The following is a 16,083-nucleotide window of genomic DNA, read 5'->3' on the forward strand; positions in this document are numbered from 1 at the left end:
GCTATGCCGAGGGGCCATCCGGGCAATGAGCGTGCTTCACCCTCGCGAGTGCTGGATACGCTATACAGCCATGGCGATCAACTGGCGGCGCGCCCAATACCTCCTGGCTGAGGACCTTACTGATTTTCCGGTGCGCTACATCGACGAATTGTTCGATGGCAACGGCATCGCCTTGGGCCCGGAGAACCCGCAGGACGTTGACACCTCGGTGAGACGCGCGCGGATGCGCCGCTACCTGACCACGCTCGACCTGGATATCAACCGGGCTGACCAGCAACGCTTCGCGGACGTCCTGGCCGAGCGCTACCGGGAGATCGCGCTCGTGCATCAGCATGGGAACACCGGCGAGACCCAGTGGAATCTCGACCGCTGGACGACCACTCTGCAGGCCGCCGGATTTCGGGTGGACACCACGGCCCTCTCCGTGACGTGGCCTCCAGACCCGCAGATGGGGACGCTCGCGCCTGACGTGCTGGCCCACCTGAACGACCCCTCCGCGATTGAGGATCACCTCGAACGGATCCACACCACCATCGACTCCGACCCCCGGCTGGCCGTCGCTACCGCCCGTTCCCTGATGGAATCCACCGCCAAGATCGTGCTGACAAGCAGGGGCGAGACCTACACGGCTACCGAGTCACTCACCAAGCTCGTCTCGCGCGCCCAGACCAGTCTGGGCATGTCTCCGAAAGGCCTCGGTGGTGAGCAGCCCGAGGTCCGCCAGCTCCTGCAGTCGCTGCAGGGCATCGCCGTCCCGATCAGTACCCTGCGCAATGACACCAACGTGCATCACGGCGCTGAGGTGGTGCCACAGTGGGTGCGTCCTCGTCACGCCCGCTTGGTTGTAGGCGCAGCGCAGCTATGGTGCCAAACGGTTCTCGAGACCCTGTCCGACCCCACCGCCCCGTGGCGTGTTGTCGATGCCGCAGCACAGCGCTGACACTAAAGACGTCCCCGACCAGTACATCTAGACCCGTCAGTGGGTGGGGTCAACGCTCGGGAAGCGCGGTGCCAGAGACCCATGGCAGGGGTCGCTGACGGTGACCCTGGTGAAGGCGCGCGGGCGTAGCAGCACGGGGACAGTCAGTGGCCGGAGTCGATCCCGTGTAGGGCGTCGTCACCCTCGGGGTTGTCGAGATGCGGCAAAGACTGCACGCGACTCGCCGTGAATCGTTCGGAGAGGGGGCGGGATCCGGTGTGTGAGGGAGCCTGGCCGGACGCCCCTGCCGTGCTGGGGCGGGGAGCAGGCTGGGGTATCGAGTCGACAACTCTAGGCTGTCACCGTGACCACTATTTTCGATCACCTCCGCGCTGATGACCGCGAGCACGTCGGGTACATCGAGATGACCGACGACGGCCTCTTCATCCCCTACGACCTCCTGCGTCGGCGGTGCGGTGAGCCCATGGAGCTGGCCGAGGCCGAAGAACTGCTTGACACCGTCGGTTTGCAGGCGTTGGGCGAGCAGTGGCTGCTTCGCACCGAGGGTGACGCATGGGTGCCCGTGGACATCCGGGAGTTCTCACGAGAGTCCGTCACAGTGGCGCCGCGGCTCGATGACAGGGCGGTGGCCAAGGCGCTGGATCTCACCGCGACGGTGATGTTGTCGTTGCCGACGGATCGGCTCCGTTCCGCCGAATGAGGCTGGGCGGTTCCCTTCTCAGGCGAAGATCTCCCGCAAGGGTGTCCACCCCACGGGAAGCGGCCCGCGGATGGCGGCTCGTTGCCTGTCTGCCTCATGGGACCAGCCCTGAGCTTGTCCCGGGCTGCCGACCGGACCCCGGGCAAGGCGGAGTCCCACGTCCTCCAGGACGGCGTCCGGGGCGTTGCCCCGGCGCACTGAGGCGCGCACGCTCCAGGGTTCATCCGCCCAGCCACCCCCGCGCAGACTGCGGTAGTCGCCGTAGCGGGCGGGATCGGCGTAGTCCCAGCACCATTCCCAGATGTTGCCGAGCATGTCGTGCAGACCGTACGGGTTGGCTTTCTTCATGCCGACGGGCTGGGGGCCCTCGAGGTGGTCGAGGCTGATCCAGGCGATGTCTTCAAGCGGCCCGTAGGTGGGCGAGGTCGTTCCGGCGCGGCAGGCGTACTCCCACTCGGCCTCGGTGGGCAATCGGTACCCGTCAGCGCTCGTGTTCCAGGTGACGGAGCGTCCGCCCCCAGCGCGCGTGTAGGCCGGCTGCAGCTCTTCAGCTTTGGATAGCTCGTTGCAGAGGTTGATGGTCTCGAACCATGTCAGAGGCGTGAGCGGGCGTCCGGTGCTCCGGTCGTGTAGGGGGTGCACTGCCATCTCGAAGGGCTCCAGTTCCACATCCCGTGTGGTCCTGCGGCGGGCGTCGCGCAGGGTGATTTTTCCCGAAGACAGGGTGGCCATGGAGGGCTGGTTCATGGTGTCAGCGTCGCACACGGGCTGACTGGAGAACCACGAGCTGCACCCGGACAGGGTTCAACTGTCAAGGCCTAAGTGACTCGTGGTCGTATGAAACATATTCGCGCGTTTGTGAAATCTTCGCTGCATCTCGACACCAACAGTCGTCGCCGTCAAGTCTCTAGAGGCGTGTCGCGGTATGAAACATATTCGTGCGTTTGTGAAATCTTCGCTGCAACTCGACAGGTGTCCATGTGTCGAGAGGCGATGAACATTTCACAGGACACGCAGTGAACTCCTCGCAGAGCCGGATGATTAGCGGGGTCAGCGAAAAGTAGTCCTCGACCACTGGCGGGGGTGCCAACGTCACCGGTCAGTACAGCTCACCCCTGTTAGCGCTTCGCTCGCATTCAGCACGTCCAGACACCTTCCAGTCCAAGGCATGCGCACAAGGGAAGACCGCTCCCCGCTCACCACGGCCGCCCTCGGAGGTCGATCTCCCCGGCCGGCCAGAGCTGCTCAGTTCCGCGTAACGGCATGACCAGCAGAGGCTCCCCTTGAGTGCTCTGTGTTGGCTGCCCGCCGCGTCCGATGCTGCGTTCAGCAGCGACGATGCGCTGCCATCCGCACGAGACGTAGAAGGGCACCACGGACTCGTCGCAGCCGAGATAACCGAACTCTGCGTCGGAGTGGACGCGCATGGAATCGACCGCGGACCGCATCAGTCGCTGGCCCACGTGGTGGCCACGCCCGCTCGGGGCGACCAGCACGCCGCCCACGCCGGCGATCGTCACAGGGCGTGCCCCTACAGCGATCGACCTTCGTGCCCATCCGATGTGTCCAACTGTCTGCGCGTCCAGGGTGGCGATGACATGCATGTCATGGGGTGCATACCCGTAGGGCTGGTCGGGATCCCACTCCCCGTAGTCCTCGCGGTATTCAGCAGCGAAGAGGCGGTTCAGGTCATCAAGCTGCCCGGGCGTCAGGTCGGTGTGCCACGTCAGCTCGATCTTGAGCGAGGAGGAAGGAACCAGATCCATGCGCCGATTCTGGCAGGCGCGTTCGACCCGCGGCTCCCAAATGTCGCGGGGTGAGGATCCGCCTTGGTGCCGAGATACAGCGGAGACCGCACAGGCATGCGCTCTTTCCGGCGCAGCTGCTCCGACCCCCGCCCCACTGTGCCCAGTGACCGGGGCCTCCGATCAGGGGGCCGACGTGGGAGCGCTCAGAACCCACCTGTCGTCCGCCCCCATCACGTGCAGGTCATCGCACATGAATCCCCGCAGCCAGGGGGCCTCATCCACCACACGCAGGTAGAAGCCACGGTGCACGCGGGGATCCTCACCCAACGAGGGGGAGAGCACATGCACGGATCCCTCCGGCGCCCGACCATGCCGGAGCACGGAATCCGGGGCGTTGACCTGATCCAGGGTGCGCAGACGCAGCAAGGGGGCGACAGCCGGCGGACAGGGAGCGAGGCCGGCGGCCAGCGCTGCCCGGCGCAGCTGCGGCAGGGTGCCTCCATTGGGCAGGCCCAGGTCGGTGAGGGAGCGCTCGACGACGCGGACCGGGCGGGAGGTCTGCAGGTCTCGGGCGAGGGCGGGGCGGAAGAGCAGGGTGCGCGCTGAATCGTTGAACCGCACTCCGGCCGCCTGCAACTGCGTCAGCAGTTCATGCGGGTCACCGGCAAGGGTCAGCTCTATTCCGGCGCGGTCGATGAGGTCAGCCATAGACCTGATTGTCATCCGCGATGCTGCGGGTTCCTGTCAAAGTAGACAACGCGGACTTCCCGTAGCGGCGCCAACAGTCGTCGCCGTCAAGTCTCTAGAGGCGTGTCGCGGTATGAAACATATTCGTGCGTTTGTGAAATCTTCGCTGCAACTCGACAATGATCATGCGCAAACCCTAAACAACCACCACGTCAAGGTTGTAGGCACCAGTTCCGGTATGCAGCATATTCGCGCCTTTGTGCAATCTTCGCTGCATCTCGACACCATGCCAGAACCGGCGCCAGTTGTAGAGATGCAGCGAAGATTTCACACGACACGCGGTGAACCCTTCTCGGAGCAAAACCTTCAGCGGGGTCTGTGAAATGTACCCCTCGGCCGCCGAGAGAGTCATCAACGCCCAGGGTCAGTACATCTAGCCGACCACCCTGACCGCTGCGTCGCGGACATGTCCCAGGCGCGCGCCTGACAGTGCGCTCATGCCGGGAAGGCGATTCTGAGGCCGTGCCACCTGCCGCTCGACTTCCGCCTCAGGCACCGGGTGCAGAGGAGTCACCTCTCGTGGTCGACGGCGGGCTATCAGTCGGGGATGCTCTCGCGTGCAGCCTTGCGAATCTGTGCTGAAGCGTGCTGCGAGGCAAAGGTCAGCAGTTGAGAAACAGCTGGCGGGCGTGAAGCAGGAACTGGTGACAGCTGATCGTTAGTGCCGGGAGGCTGAGGATGAGTCGTTGGCGGCCGTGCATCCGGTGAGCAGGAAAGCACCGACCACGACGGTGATTGCAGCGGTTTTCGTTCCGCCGTACTTCGGGAATGGCCTGAAGTTTTTCATGGGATTCCTTCCCGTGTCTGCCCGTGGTGCCAATTGGCCTTACTACCCCATAGGGGTAGTGCCTACCTGCGTGACGCGGAAGCGCCCCCGCCCGGAACGAGCCCGGGAGGGGCACTGCGTTCAGTCGTGCTTGCTGATTTCCGGTTCATGTTCGGCAATGTGCTCGGTCTCGATCTGGAAGGTCGAGTGATGGATGGAGACCTCGAAGTGTCCTGCGACGCAATCTTTGATCTCGTGGAGCGTCTGCGCGGCACGACCGTCGGTGAAACACTCGTCCTCGACGACGACGTGGGCGGTCAGGATCGGCAGGCCGGTCGCCACAGTGGAGGCGTGCAGGTCATGGACATCTTTGACATGGTCAAGTTCGAGGATGTGCGAACGCACCTTGTCGAGGTCGAGGCCCTTGGGAGTGAACTCCATAAGGACGCCAGTGGTCTCGCGCATGAGCTTGAACGCGCGAGGCACGATCAATGCGGCGATAAGCAGTCCGGCGATGGCATCGGCCTGCATGAACCCGGTCGTGGCGATGACGATCGCCGCGATGATCACTCCGAGCGACCCGAGGGCATCATTGAGAACTTCGAGGAACGCGGCACGCATGTTGAAGTTCGAGCCGCGGCTGGAGGCGAGGATGGTGATGGCGATGATGTTCGCGACCAGGCCGATGATGCCGAATATCAGCAGTTCGCTTGCGGGCACCTCCGGCGGCTCGAACAGTCGCCGGATGCCTTCGATGGCGGCGTAGGTGCCCACCGCCAGCAGCAGTGCCGACTGTCCGAGGGCTGCGATCACTTCAATACGCCGGAACCCCCAGGTGCGCTTGGAGTTGGCGGGCTTGAGCATCAGCGTCGCGGCGATCAGTGCGACCAGCAGGCCGGACGCATCGGTAATGGCATGGGCGGTGTCGGTCAGCAATGCGAGGCTGCCGGTGATGACCGAGCCCATGGCCTGGGCAACGACGATCGTCGCGGTGATCGAGAATGCGATCCAGAGTTTCTTGCGGAAATCTCCGGGGTGACCGGTCTCGCTGGCGGCGGGGCCGTGATTGTGTCCTGCGCCCATGTCTACTTCTTGTCCGTATCTGACGCGTGGTGGGTATGTGGGAGTCGCAGGTGCGTGCAGAGCAGGGCCTGCGTGCCGGTGGCATCGAGGAGGCGTTCGGCAGCGGCGATGAGGGTACGCAGGAGCTCGGACTGTGCCAGCGAGTACCAGGTGGAGCGCCCTTCCGGGCGCATCGTCGCCAGGCCGCACTCGACGAGGAAGCCGACATGCTTGCTCACCGTGGACTGGGCCAGGCCCATGTGCTCGACCAGGTCCCGGACCCGGTGCTCCCCGGAGGCGAGGTGCTGCACGATCGCTAACCTCGTCGGCTCCGCAAATGCCTGGAACAGGTGGGCGTACGCTACCGTCGCCACTTCGTCGAGGGTTGCCCCCTTCTCTTGAATCATCGCCATAAGCCGATCATATCGCTCTAGAGCGATATTGTCGAGTGTGATATGTCGCTCCGACGCGGAATGAAGCTCAGGGGTCCCGTCGCACCCGAGGATGGGCTACCTGGGGGATGGTCGGTCGCATAGCTGCAGTGGGAAGCTACGCCAGCTGACCATCGGCCCCGGTGGAGAGCAGGCGGGGTGGGGAGCCGATGTCGATGAGTCGGGTGAAGTAGTCCTGTGCGCAGGTGGCGACGACCCCCACCTGCGGGTGGCTCCTCCTCTGCCCTGGCCAGGTCAGCGCCACGGTCACCGGTGGGGCATCCTCGATGGGCAGATAGACCACCTCCGGCGCGCGGTGATTGTGCGTTGTCGCCTCTGCAGTGATGCCGATGGCGTCGCCGACAGCGATGCGGGTTAACCACTCGCCCGTGTTCGCCACCGAGATCGTGCGCGGCATGTGAGCAGTCGTACTCCACAGCTCCCCGGTGGCCGTCGGAGCGGTCGCGCAGACCGCCACCGGCCCGTCAGCGAGATCGGCTAGGGTCACCGACTCCTGCCGGGCACGGGAGTCGCTGCTCGTCACCGATACAACCAGGCGTTCGGTGAACAGCGGTAACCGCTCCAAACCCGGACCAATGGCACGTTTGGGTGGAGAAGAGCGGATGAGTGCGGCATCGATCGCCCCCGTCGCGCAGCGCCCAGATCGGGTCCGTCGGGCGACTGTATTCGATGAGCTCAGCGTGCCCGCGCTTCCATTCCTGGAACAGAGGCAAGGTGTGACGGCCAAAGCCGGCCCAGGCGCAACGGCACCAGGATGCGCAGTGAGGCCGTGGTGCGATCTTCCAGGTGAAAAGGCAGGTTTGAATCCGGTTCCGAGAAGGGCACATGGGCCTGGGTCCGACGATCAGACTCTGTTGTGAGCCGCGGCCCGCCCTCGCCCTCGCAACGTTCAAGTGAGTAGATCCTGGAACGGCCGAACTTCAGACGGATGCCGTAGCCGCCGTTGGGTCCGTCAGGCAGAAACTCTGCCCCCAATTCTTCGAGGGCGGCCCGCACACGCTCCTGCTTCTTCTCCGACAAGTCGTGTCGCCCCTTCTCGAAGTCGCGCAACTCTTCCTTGGTCACGTTGGCTTCGCGGGCGATATATTGGGCGCTCACCTTCACGAGGATGCGCGCGGCGCGTGTCATGTCCCCGTTGGAGATGTGCTGGCTCTCCATCACTCGCCTCCTGCGACGTGTGTCCTATTGGGCTCAGCGGGAAGTGGAGGTGCCTACGGGATTCGAACCCGTGTAAACGGTTTTGCAGGCCGCTGCCTATCCTCTCGGCCAAGGCACCAAGTCGCCGGCGAAGTCAGTCGCCCGGCGTGAGGCCAGCAACCAGGTTGAAGGCGCCGGTGAGAATGTTCAGCGACACGACCCCGACGACATCAGAGATCTCACGGTCGCTGTACCCGTATCCCCGAAGCTCGTCAATCTGCTCGTCGGTGATCGACGTAGGCTCACGGTAGACCTGGAGGCCGAGCGCGATCATCGCCGCGACCGGGCTGGTCATCGCCGTACCCTGCTGGGCGAGTGCGATCTCGTCATCGCTGACCCCGAGCGATCGTGCCGCGCTGATGTGCGAGGCCAGGCACATTCCGCATCCCTGCTTCGACTGCACGGCGATCGAAACGAGCTCGCTGACTTTACGGTCGAGCTTGGCGCGACGCATGGCTTTGCTCAGGTCGAGATAACCGCCGAGCACCGCCGGGGAGTGCGCCATCGTCGAGACCATGTCTCCGACCTGGCCGTGCCGCTCGACGAGATCGCCGAGCAAGTCTCGTGAGGCCCCCACTGCGGTCTCAGGGGTTAATCGGGAAAAACGGGGCATGATGCCTCCTCTGTCAGTTCGGTCGCAAGTTCGAGGTGGGAGAACCTGCACGAGTGCGTTCCTGCTGCTGATGTTCGGCATGGAAGATCGCAGCCTCAGCCAGCGCCCCGGCATGCACACCGTTCAATAGGTAGAAGTCGCGGGACTCGCGTCGCTGCCGACTCACGATCCCGGCCGACTCCAGGCGGTGAAGCTCGTGGGAGGTCTGGTCGACGGGAAGGTCGACGATGTCCGCCAGATGATTGGCAGAGACCTCGATGTCGCGAATGGCGAGGATCATCTTCACACTCACCAGATTCGCCAGCAACGCGAAGACTCCGACCGCCGCATTCAGATGCGGTGTGTCATACGTGGCGTGCGCGTGCTCAACCTCTTTCATAGTCATTAATACTACCCTATACCCCTATAGGGTATCAAGGGTTATTCAATCGATGTGACGGACTTGGAGACGCGTGGCCGGGTGCGGCGGATCGGGGTGAGGCCAGAGGCGACGGGTCCGCGCAGGAGCACGTGTCCAGTCGGGAGGGTCAACCGCGTCCAACGGCCGGCGGTTGAGATCGTGGCCCCGTTTCCTCGGCTGAGGAACCCGAAGACGTAGGCGGCGAACGCAACGCCTTGTGGCAGCGATGCGAGTGCCGTGTCCGGGGTGCCCCAGACCGTGCCCCGGATCTTGCGGACGACATCGTCGCCGGGTTTGTCGGGAAGTGCTTGGGCGACGGCCTCGATGCCGGCACGGGCGCTGCGCATCAGCGTCAGGCTGGTCACATCGGCAATAAGTCTCCACCCGTGTTGCGGGGGTTCGACGCTGGTCCAGGCGGGTGCCAGCGCGGTCTCCGGCAGCGCCAGGGTCAGGGGGTCGGCGGTCGCGGTCAGGGTGTCGACGGTGACGTCGCACTGCAGCTCGGGGTCGGAGCGGAGCGTGCGAAGGACGAGGATCGTAGGAGTGCGGTCGAGCGGGCCACGGGGCGTTAGCGCGGCTGCGGCCTGCAAGCGCACGCCATGGGCACCGGCCTGCGCGGCCCGCTGAGCGAAGGTGAGCGCGTCGCGGGCGGGCGGCGCGTCGGCGAGGATCAAGCGCGCTGGCATCCTGAGGGTTTGTGCCCGCCGTGTCCTGGAACGCGGTGGTCAGGGGCCGGGTTCAGGAGCGAACGAGCCGGTTGATGGCGTCGGTGGCTTCCTGGATCTTCTCGACGGCCGCCTCGTCGCTGAGCTTGGCGGCATCAAGCACGCAGTGCTTGAGATGGTCGTCGAGCAGACCAGTCGCGACCCCCTGGAGGGCACGGGTCAGGGCGGAGACCTGGGTGAGGATGTCGATGCAGTACTTCTCCTCATCGATCATCTTCGCGATCCCACGCGCCTGTCCTTCGATGCGCTTCATGCGGCCGAGATAGCGCTCCTTGTCGCTGATGTAGCCGTGCTGGTGGGAATCGTTATCGACAGACATGGGCATGTCCTTACTTCTGGCGCTCCAGGACGGAACGCGTGCTAGCTTCGGGTGTAAGGTCGATGCGCCGCAGCAGCTGGGCGTTGAGCGCGACAACCACGGTGGAGGCTGACATCAGGATCGCGCCGATCGACATTGGCAGGACGAGTCCCACCGGTGCGAGGATACCGGCCGCCAACGGCACCGAAAGAAGGTTGTAGCCGGCGGCCCACCACAGGTTCTGCTTCATCTTGCCGTATGCGCGTCGCGACAGCTGGATGATCGAGAGCACGCTGCGTGGGTCGGAACTGGCCAGGATCACCCCGGCCGAGGCGATGGCGACATCGGTGCCAGCGCCGATCGCGATGCCGACATCGGCCTGCGCCAGAGCCGGGGCGTCGTTGACGCCGTCGCCGACCATCGCGACCCTCTTGCCCTCTTCCTGCAGCTGGGAGACCTTCGCGGACTTGTCCTCCGGGCGCACGCCGGCGAAGACGCGGTCGATGCCGAGCTCCTTGCCGACCTCGTTCGCGACCGCCTCGGCATCGCCGGTGATCATGACGACCTCGACGCCGAGGGCGTGGAGGGCGTCGACGGCGTAGCGGGATTCTGGCCGGACCTCGTCGGCGAGCCTCAGCCCGCCGACCACCTGGCCGCCGCGGAGAACGTGCAGAATGATCGCGCCCTCGGAGCGCCATGCCTCGGCCGTGCCGACCTCGTGCTGACCGGTCTCCTCGAGCAGCCGGGGCCCGCCGACGCGGACCTCCTGGCCGGAGACGGTCGCAGTGACGCCGACGGCGGGCGAGGATGAGAAGCCGCTGGCCTGCTGGAGGGCAAAACCCTTGTCCTTGGCGGCGGTGACGATGGCCTTGGCGAGCGGGTGCTCGCTGTCGGCCTCGGCCGAGGCAGCGAGGGCGAGGACCTGGTCGGCGTCGAGTTCGCCGGTCGGCTCGACGCCGGTGACGGTGGGCTCGCCCTTGGTCAGCGTGCCGGTCTTGTCGAACAGGACCGCGTCGACCTGCCGCATGGACTCCAGCGCCAGGCGGTCCTTCACTAGGACGCCGCCGCGGGCGGCTCGCTCGGTGGCGATGGAGACGACCAGCGGGATCGCCAGGCCGAGGGCGTGGGGGCAGGCGATGACGAGCACGGTGATGGTGCGCACGACGGCCTCGTCGGGCATGCCGATGAGCGTCCAGACGACCGCAGTGACCAGCGCCGCGCCAAGAGCGAACCAGAACAGCCAGGCCGCGGCCTTGTCGGCGATCCGCTGGGCGCGGGAGGATGAGTTCTGCGCCTCGGCGACGAGCCGGTTGATGCCGGCCAGGGCGGTGTCGTCACCGGTGGCGGTGATCTCCACCCGCAGGCCGGAGTCGGTGGCGACGGTGCCGGCGGTGACGGTCTGGCCCTCGCCGCGAGAGACCGGGCGGGACTCGCCGGTGATCATGGACTCGTCCATCTCGGCGCGGCCGTCGACGATGGTTCCGTCAGCCGGGACGCTGCCGCCGGGGCGCACGAGGACCACGTCGCCCACGTCGAGGTCGGCTGGGGCCACCTTGACGACGTTCTCGCCCTCGACGCGCTCGGCCTCGTCTGGCAGCAGTGCCGCCAACGAGTCGAGCGCCGAGGTGGTCTGGGCCAGGGAGCGCATCTCGATCCAATGGCCCAGCAGCATGATTACGATCAGCAGCGCCAGTTCCCACCAGAATTCGAGCTCATGATGGACGAGCCCGAGCGTGGCGGCCCAGGAAGCGAAGAAGGCCACCGTGATCGCCAGAGCGATGAGCAGCATCATCCCGGGCTTGCGGGACTTCAACTCGCTGACGGCACCGGTGAGGAAGGGCCTGCCGCCCCAGACGTACATGACGGTGCCCAGTGCCGCGGCGACCCAGCCCGCCCAGCCGGGGACCTCGTAGCCCAGCAGCATGGCGAACATCGGTGAGAGGGCGACCGCGGGGATGGCGATGACGAGGTTGATCCAAAACAGTCGGCGGAACTGGCCAACGTGGTCCCCGTGCCCGCCATGGCCGCTGTGATCTCCGTACCCACCGTGCTGGGCATGCTCATCGTGGCCGCCGTGCTCGTCGAGGCCCGTGTGGCCTGAGTGCTGCCCGTGGTCCATGGCGTGGCCCTGATGCCCGGTGTGCTGACCCTCGCGCGTGCCGTGCGCATCCGCCGAGGCGTGCGCGGACACAGACCCGTGGTGATGCTCGCCGTGGGCGGGTGTATCGGTTTCGTGACCGTGATGCTGTTGTGAGTTCGGGTCCGTCATGATTCCTCTCCTCCGTCATCGAGCCAGGCCGATTGCCGCTCACCCGGTGGCCGGGCAAGCGAACGTCGGCTCAGGACGCTGGTTGGATCTCGCTCTCGACGACCCACTTGTGGTTCGTCATCTTCATGCCGTCCGTCTCGTAGTCGACCATGTAGACCGTCTCATCGGTGGACGAAGCAATGATGGCCTTTACGCCTTCCATGCCTTCCATGTGCTCGGCGAGCAGAGTCACCTCTGTGCCGTCGGCCAGGCGCGCGTCGCCGGCATCCTCAATTTCTTCCTGCACGACCCACTTGTGATCAGTGACGGGGTCGCCGCCACCTGCGGGCGTGTAGTTCACGGAGTACGTGTACGTGTCGAATGCGCCGGAAATCGTTGCTGTAGCCCCTTCCATGCCTTCCATGTGGTCGGCCGTGAGCTGCACCTCGGTACCGACAGGGTAGGTGGGCTCACTGGCTTCGGCGATACCCTCGGGTGCCGGTCCGCCGTCCATCGGGTGCTCCATCTCTTCATCACCGCTTTCTGCGTTGTTGCCGCCGTGGCCCTGATGCTCCTCAGTAGCCGAGGGGTCGGTCTGCTGGTTGTCGTCTGCTCCGCTGGCGCAACCGGCGAGCACGAGCGCCACTCCGAGGGCTCCCGCTGCCAGTCCTGTTCGCAGTCTCCTCTGCATGTCATTTCCTTTCATCAATATGCCTACCCTATACCCCTAGGGGGTACTAGTCAAGACTTGTGTGTTGTGTCGGTATGGATCAATCGGAAACCCCTTCTCAGAGGGTCTGCTCGTGTTGGATGGGCAATGCGGCGATGAGGGGATGGTCGAAGCCCGTCGGTCCGGTCTTCGCGGCTCCTCCGGGAGAACCCAACTCGTCGAAGAACTCGACGTTGGCCTTGGAGTAGTCAGACCATTCGTCGGGCAGGTCGTCTTCGTAGTAGATGGCCTCGACGGGGCAGACCGGTTCGCAGGCTCCGCAGTCGACGCATTCGTCGGGGTGGATGTAGAGCGAGCGTTCGCCCTCGTAGATGCAGTCGACAGGACATTCGTCGATGCAGGCGCGGTCCTTGACGTCCACGCAGGGAAGCGCGATCACGTAGGTCATGGCTGCTCCTCTCGGTCGGGTGCGGATCGGCGGTGAGAGCCGGTGGGAGGCTCGGGGAAGTCGTCAGCCTCTGCCGGGCCTGCGGCCGGGTGCGGGATGCGCAGGCGCAGGACGGTGGCGACGAGGCTGAGGGCGATGATGATCGCACCGAGGATCGTCATCGTCCCCGACAGGGTGAGCACCGGCACGAGCAATCCGGCGACGATGGTGGGCACGCCGAATGCCAGGTAGGCAACTGTGTAGATCACAGCCATCACGGCGGCGCGTTCCGACGATGCCGTGTGGGGCATGAGTGTGCGCAGTACCCCGAGGAACGCTGTGCCGAACCCGGAACCGACGATCGCGACCGAGGCGACATAGGCTGGGTAGGAACCGAGTGCGAGGGCGCCGATGCTCACTGCGGTGCCGAACGCCAGGGCACTGGTCGCATACAGGCTGATGGTGCGGGCGGAACGCCGCTGTAGGACGGAGGAGGCGGTGACTCCGGAGATCGCCAGTGCGAAGAGGACGATCCCAGCTTGGGTGTGCGTGGAGCCCCCAAGCTCACTGCCGACGAGGTCGGCTCCGAGCGCAAGGAAGAGTCCGTTGGTCGCCCACCCGGCGATGATCACGGGCACTCCGACGGTGAACATGCGGCGTAGGTGCGGTGGCACGGTGAACCGCGGACGGAGGTCGCCACGTCGTATCTGGGTCTTCGGGACCAGTTCCGGTGTGCTCCACACGACCGTTGCCACGATGAGGAAGGCAAGCACGAGCGACCCGAAGACGGCAGTTGTCGGTTCGGAGGTGAGATCGAGGAGAAGTGCAGCACCGAGAGCCCCGGCCCCAAGGCCAATCATCGGGCCGATCGTGTTCCACAGGGCTGCGATGTTCCGATGTGACGGGGACTCGAAGTCGATCATCATCGCCGACAGCGCCGGGATCAGCAGACCCGCTGCGAGCCCTTGCAAGGCTCGGGCGACCAGGAGCGCCGCGAGGCTACCGGCGAACCAGAACATGGCCACGCTCAGCGCCAGCGCCAAAGAACCGGCGGCCACGACCGGACGTCGGCCGACGTGGTCGGAGAGTGGTCCGAGGTAGAGCAGCGCGGCCAGGAGGGTGAAGGTGTAGACCGCGAACACGAGTGTGGTGGCGACGGGGATGAGTCCGAGCCGTTCGGCGATCTGGGGATAGAACAAGGACGGCGCGCTGGCAGCGGCCATCATGAGAATGGTCGCTGCCAGCGAGAGCACGAAGCCCCACCGTGGGATCTGCCTAATACAGTCTCCCGCCATTGCCTATGCCCGCACGCCGTGGAGCTGCTGCCCCCACTGGTAGACGGTGCCGACTGCGTCGATGCCAGTGACGCCGACGACGATGCCGTCGATCTCGTGGCGGACGATGAACTCCTCACCCGCTTCCAGGTGGGCGTCTGCGCCGGCTGTGTACCCGACTCCGGAGATCATCTGACCGTAGACCATTGCCATGTAAGGGCTGCGTGGCAGGTAGGCGCCCGGATCGTCGCTAACGCCGAGGTCGTGCAATGCGGCCCGCGCGGCATGCGCACCCTGTGCGGCGGCGTCTTCCCAATGGTCGATGCGCCAGGCGTCCAGTGCTTCGTCGTGGTGCGTGGCCACGCCTCCGGCTGCGTAGACGTGGTCTGCCGCGGCGCGGAGGTGATCGTCGACGTCGATACCGTTCGTCCACGGTGACGGGGCTGCGGGCGTCGTGCCGAGCGCGAGGAGAAGGAAGTCAGCCACGACGGGATTTCCGTCGTTGAGGGTGATGGTGACACCGGATTCTGTTTCGTCGACATGCTGGAGAGTGCGACCGAATCGGGCCTGCACCTTGGCGGCATGGTCGGCGGCGAGGCGCTCAGCCACGGGCGCCCCAAACGCTCCGACGCCGGGAACTGAACTGCGGGAGACCAGCGTGACCATGTGTCCGTCGGCTTGCAGAGACGAGGCCGTCTCGGCTGCGATGATTCCACCGCCGTAGATCGCTACCCGCGCGGGTCGCCCCAGTCCGGTCAGCAGCTTTCGGATGCCCAGGGCATCCCCCACGGAGTGAAGAGCGGTGACCCGCCCTTGTCCGGCGTCGTCGCCGCCGAACACGTCAGCGGGCAGGGAGCGGGGCATGCTCCCGGTCGCGACGATGAGCGCGTCGTAGGAGACTTGTGCGCCGGAGGTCAACTGGGCCTGCTTCGCCGAGGTATCGACTTTAAGCACGGTGTCGGCGATGACCTCGATCTGAGGCAGCGGGAGCTTGATCATCTCCGGCGGTGTCTGACCGAACGCGATTCCCTTGATGAGCATCCGCGTATAGGGCGTCTCCCCGGTGCGGGTCACCAGCGTCACCCGGACATCGTCGCGTGAGGCGAGAGTGCGGGCGGCTGCGGCCCCGGCTGCTCCCGATCCGAGGATGAGGACGTGCTGTGGGGTCATAGAAGAACTCCTGGATGCTGGTCGTGATCGAACTGATGCGCCGGCGTCAGGAGCGCACGAGGCGGGCGATGGCCTCGGACGCCTCGCCGAGCCTCTGCTCGCTGACTGGTCCGCCGGCGAGTGCGGCGTCGAGGACGCAATGCTTGAGGTGATCGTCGAGCAGGCCGAGGGCGACGTTTTCGAGTGCCCTGGTGACTGCGGAGATCTGGGTGAGGATGTCGATGCAGTAGCGGTCCTCGTCGACCATCCGATCGATGCCGCGGATTTGGCCTTCCAGGCGGCGCAGGCGATTGCGGTACTTCGTCTTATCGCTGATGTATCCGTGGACGGACGCGTCGCCGTCGCCTCCTGCGGGGCAGGTGTCGAGATGGGTTTCGGTGGTGGGAGTCGTAGTGGTCATGTCGGCTCGCTCCGATCAGGTGGCGGGGTGCCGCAGCGGTGCCGCGGCACCCCGCACGCTGGTGGATTACGCCATGTTGGCGGCGTACTTGGCTGGGTCCGAATCGAACGCGGGCCCACAGCCAGCGCAGCAGAAGTAGTAGCGCTCATCCTCGAAGTCGCGGTAGAGGCCGGCGGCCTCGGCGGTCTTCTTGCTGACCGGGGTGCCGACCATGACCGGGCAGGTAGTCATGTCATCGGCGCCCCC

The 16,083-nt window shown here is 65.5% G+C and carries 21 protein-coding genes and 1 tRNA gene; 3 read left to right on the forward strand and 19 right to left on the reverse strand.

Going from position 1 to position 16,083, the window contains the following annotated elements; all coding sequences use genetic code 11:
• Positions 1-70: 70 nt before the first annotated feature.
• Positions 71-940: an abortive infection family protein gene (locus tag KW076_RS03505; protein WP_157768697.1), complete on the forward strand. Its 870-nt coding sequence runs from the start codon at positions 71-73 to the stop codon at positions 938-940.
• 343 nt (positions 941-1,283) lie between these two features.
• Positions 1,284-1,640, forward strand: a complete 357-nt coding sequence (locus KW076_RS03510) for a serine/threonine protein phosphatase (RefSeq protein ID WP_224356242.1) — start codon at positions 1,284-1,286, stop codon at positions 1,638-1,640.
• A gap of 18 nt (positions 1,641-1,658) precedes the next feature.
• Here KW076_RS03510 and KW076_RS03515 read toward each other — a convergent pair whose 3' ends face one another.
• The 3 genes from KW076_RS03515 to KW076_RS03525 all read right to left on the reverse strand — a co-directional run bounded on the left by KW076_RS03515 (position 1,659) and on the right by KW076_RS03525 (position 4,096).
• Positions 1,659-2,387 carry a formylglycine-generating enzyme family protein gene (locus KW076_RS03515; RefSeq protein ID WP_224356243.1) on the reverse strand — a complete coding sequence of 243 codons (729 nt, stop codon included), beginning with the start codon at positions 2,385-2,387 and terminating at the stop codon, positions 1,659-1,661.
• 449 nt (positions 2,388-2,836) lie between these two features.
• Positions 2,837-3,406 carry a GNAT family N-acetyltransferase gene (locus KW076_RS03520; protein WP_224356244.1) on the reverse strand — a complete coding sequence of 190 codons (570 nt, stop codon included), beginning with the start codon at positions 3,404-3,406 and terminating at the stop codon, positions 2,837-2,839.
• Positions 3,407-3,568: 162 nt separating this feature from the next.
• A complete protein-coding gene (locus tag KW076_RS03525) occupies positions 3,569-4,096 on the reverse strand; it encodes a hypothetical protein (RefSeq protein WP_031943894.1) in 528 nt (175 codons plus the stop codon).
• Positions 4,097-4,208: 112 nt separating this feature from the next.
• Here KW076_RS03525 and KW076_RS03530 point away from each other — a divergent pair, with 112 nt between their 5' ends.
• Positions 4,209-4,457: a hypothetical protein gene (locus tag KW076_RS03530; RefSeq protein WP_224356245.1), complete on the forward strand. Its 249-nt coding sequence runs from the start codon at positions 4,209-4,211 to the stop codon at positions 4,455-4,457.
• A 585-nt stretch (positions 4,458-5,042) separates the two neighbouring features.
• Here the strand turns inward: KW076_RS03530 and KW076_RS03535 are convergent.
• From KW076_RS03535 to KW076_RS03610, 16 genes are all read right to left on the reverse strand, one after another.
• Positions 5,043-5,984, reverse strand: a complete 942-nt coding sequence (locus KW076_RS03535; RefSeq protein WP_088477524.1) for a cation diffusion facilitator family transporter — start codon at positions 5,982-5,984, stop codon at positions 5,043-5,045.
• Between the two features lie 2 nt (positions 5,985-5,986).
• Positions 5,987-6,337 carry an ArsR/SmtB family transcription factor gene (locus tag KW076_RS03540; RefSeq protein ID WP_224356246.1) on the reverse strand — a complete coding sequence of 117 codons (351 nt, stop codon included), beginning with the start codon at positions 6,335-6,337 and terminating at the stop codon, positions 5,987-5,989.
• Between the two features lie 175 nt (positions 6,338-6,512).
• Positions 6,513-7,142 carry a LysR substrate-binding domain-containing protein gene (locus KW076_RS03545; RefSeq protein ID WP_088477526.1) on the reverse strand — a complete coding sequence of 210 codons (630 nt, stop codon included), beginning with the start codon at positions 7,140-7,142 and terminating at the stop codon, positions 6,513-6,515.
• A complete protein-coding gene (locus KW076_RS03550) occupies positions 7,091-7,573 on the reverse strand; it encodes a hypothetical protein (RefSeq protein ID WP_180971856.1) in 483 nt (160 codons plus the stop codon). The genes KW076_RS03545 and KW076_RS03550 overlap by 52 nt, the downstream gene beginning before the upstream one ends.
• A gap of 44 nt (positions 7,574-7,617) precedes the next feature.
• Positions 7,618-7,691, reverse strand: a tRNA-Cys gene (locus KW076_RS03555).
• A 15-nt stretch (positions 7,692-7,706) separates the two neighbouring features.
• A complete protein-coding gene (locus KW076_RS03560; protein WP_088477527.1) occupies positions 7,707-8,225 on the reverse strand; it encodes a carboxymuconolactone decarboxylase family protein in 519 nt (172 codons plus the stop codon).
• A 13-nt stretch (positions 8,226-8,238) separates the two neighbouring features.
• Positions 8,239-8,604: an ArsR/SmtB family transcription factor gene (locus KW076_RS03565; RefSeq protein WP_088477528.1), complete on the reverse strand. Its 366-nt coding sequence runs from the start codon at positions 8,602-8,604 to the stop codon at positions 8,239-8,241.
• A 41-nt stretch (positions 8,605-8,645) separates the two neighbouring features.
• On the reverse strand, positions 8,646-9,299 hold the full coding sequence (locus tag KW076_RS03570; RefSeq protein ID WP_224356247.1) for a DUF8185 domain-containing protein: 654 nt from the start codon (positions 9,297-9,299) through the stop codon (positions 8,646-8,648).
• Positions 9,300-9,363: 64 nt separating this feature from the next.
• Entirely contained in the window at positions 9,364-9,669 is a 306-nt protein-coding gene (locus KW076_RS03575; protein WP_088477530.1) for a metal-sensitive transcriptional regulator, read from the reverse strand.
• 10 nt (positions 9,670-9,679) lie between these two features.
• Positions 9,680-11,917, reverse strand: coding sequence for a heavy metal translocating P-type ATPase (locus KW076_RS03580; protein WP_180971855.1), 2,238 nt, complete (start codon positions 11,915-11,917; stop codon positions 9,680-9,682).
• Between the two features lie 70 nt (positions 11,918-11,987).
• Entirely contained in the window at positions 11,988-12,587 is a 600-nt protein-coding gene (locus KW076_RS03585; RefSeq protein ID WP_088477531.1) for a YdhK family protein, read from the reverse strand.
• Positions 12,588-12,684: 97 nt separating this feature from the next.
• Positions 12,685-13,014: a ferredoxin gene (gene fdxA / locus KW076_RS03590; protein WP_088477532.1), complete on the reverse strand. Its 330-nt coding sequence runs from the start codon at positions 13,012-13,014 to the stop codon at positions 12,685-12,687.
• The gene (locus tag KW076_RS03595; RefSeq protein WP_135101183.1) at positions 13,011-14,246 is read right to left on the reverse strand and encodes an MFS transporter; all 1,236 of its coding nucleotides are present in this window, start codon (positions 14,244-14,246) and stop codon (positions 13,011-13,013) included. Before KW076_RS03595 ends, fdxA begins: the two co-directional genes overlap by 4 nt.
• A gap of 45 nt (positions 14,247-14,291) precedes the next feature.
• On the reverse strand, positions 14,292-15,437 hold the full coding sequence (locus KW076_RS03600; RefSeq protein ID WP_088477534.1) for an FAD-dependent oxidoreductase: 1,146 nt from the start codon (positions 15,435-15,437) through the stop codon (positions 14,292-14,294).
• A gap of 46 nt (positions 15,438-15,483) precedes the next feature.
• Positions 15,484-15,837, reverse strand: coding sequence for a metal-sensitive transcriptional regulator (locus tag KW076_RS03605; protein WP_006214162.1), 354 nt, complete (start codon positions 15,835-15,837; stop codon positions 15,484-15,486).
• A 66-nt stretch (positions 15,838-15,903) separates the two neighbouring features.
• Complete coding sequence (locus KW076_RS03610) at positions 15,904-16,068, reverse strand: hypothetical protein (RefSeq protein WP_306462451.1); 165 nt, start codon at positions 16,066-16,068, stop codon at positions 15,904-15,906.
• Positions 16,069-16,083 lie beyond the last annotated feature (15 nt).

Origin of the sequence: Micrococcus porci, from assembly GCF_020097155.1 — a bacterium.
Lineage (GTDB): Bacteria > Actinomycetota > Actinomycetes > Actinomycetales > Micrococcaceae > Micrococcus > Micrococcus porci.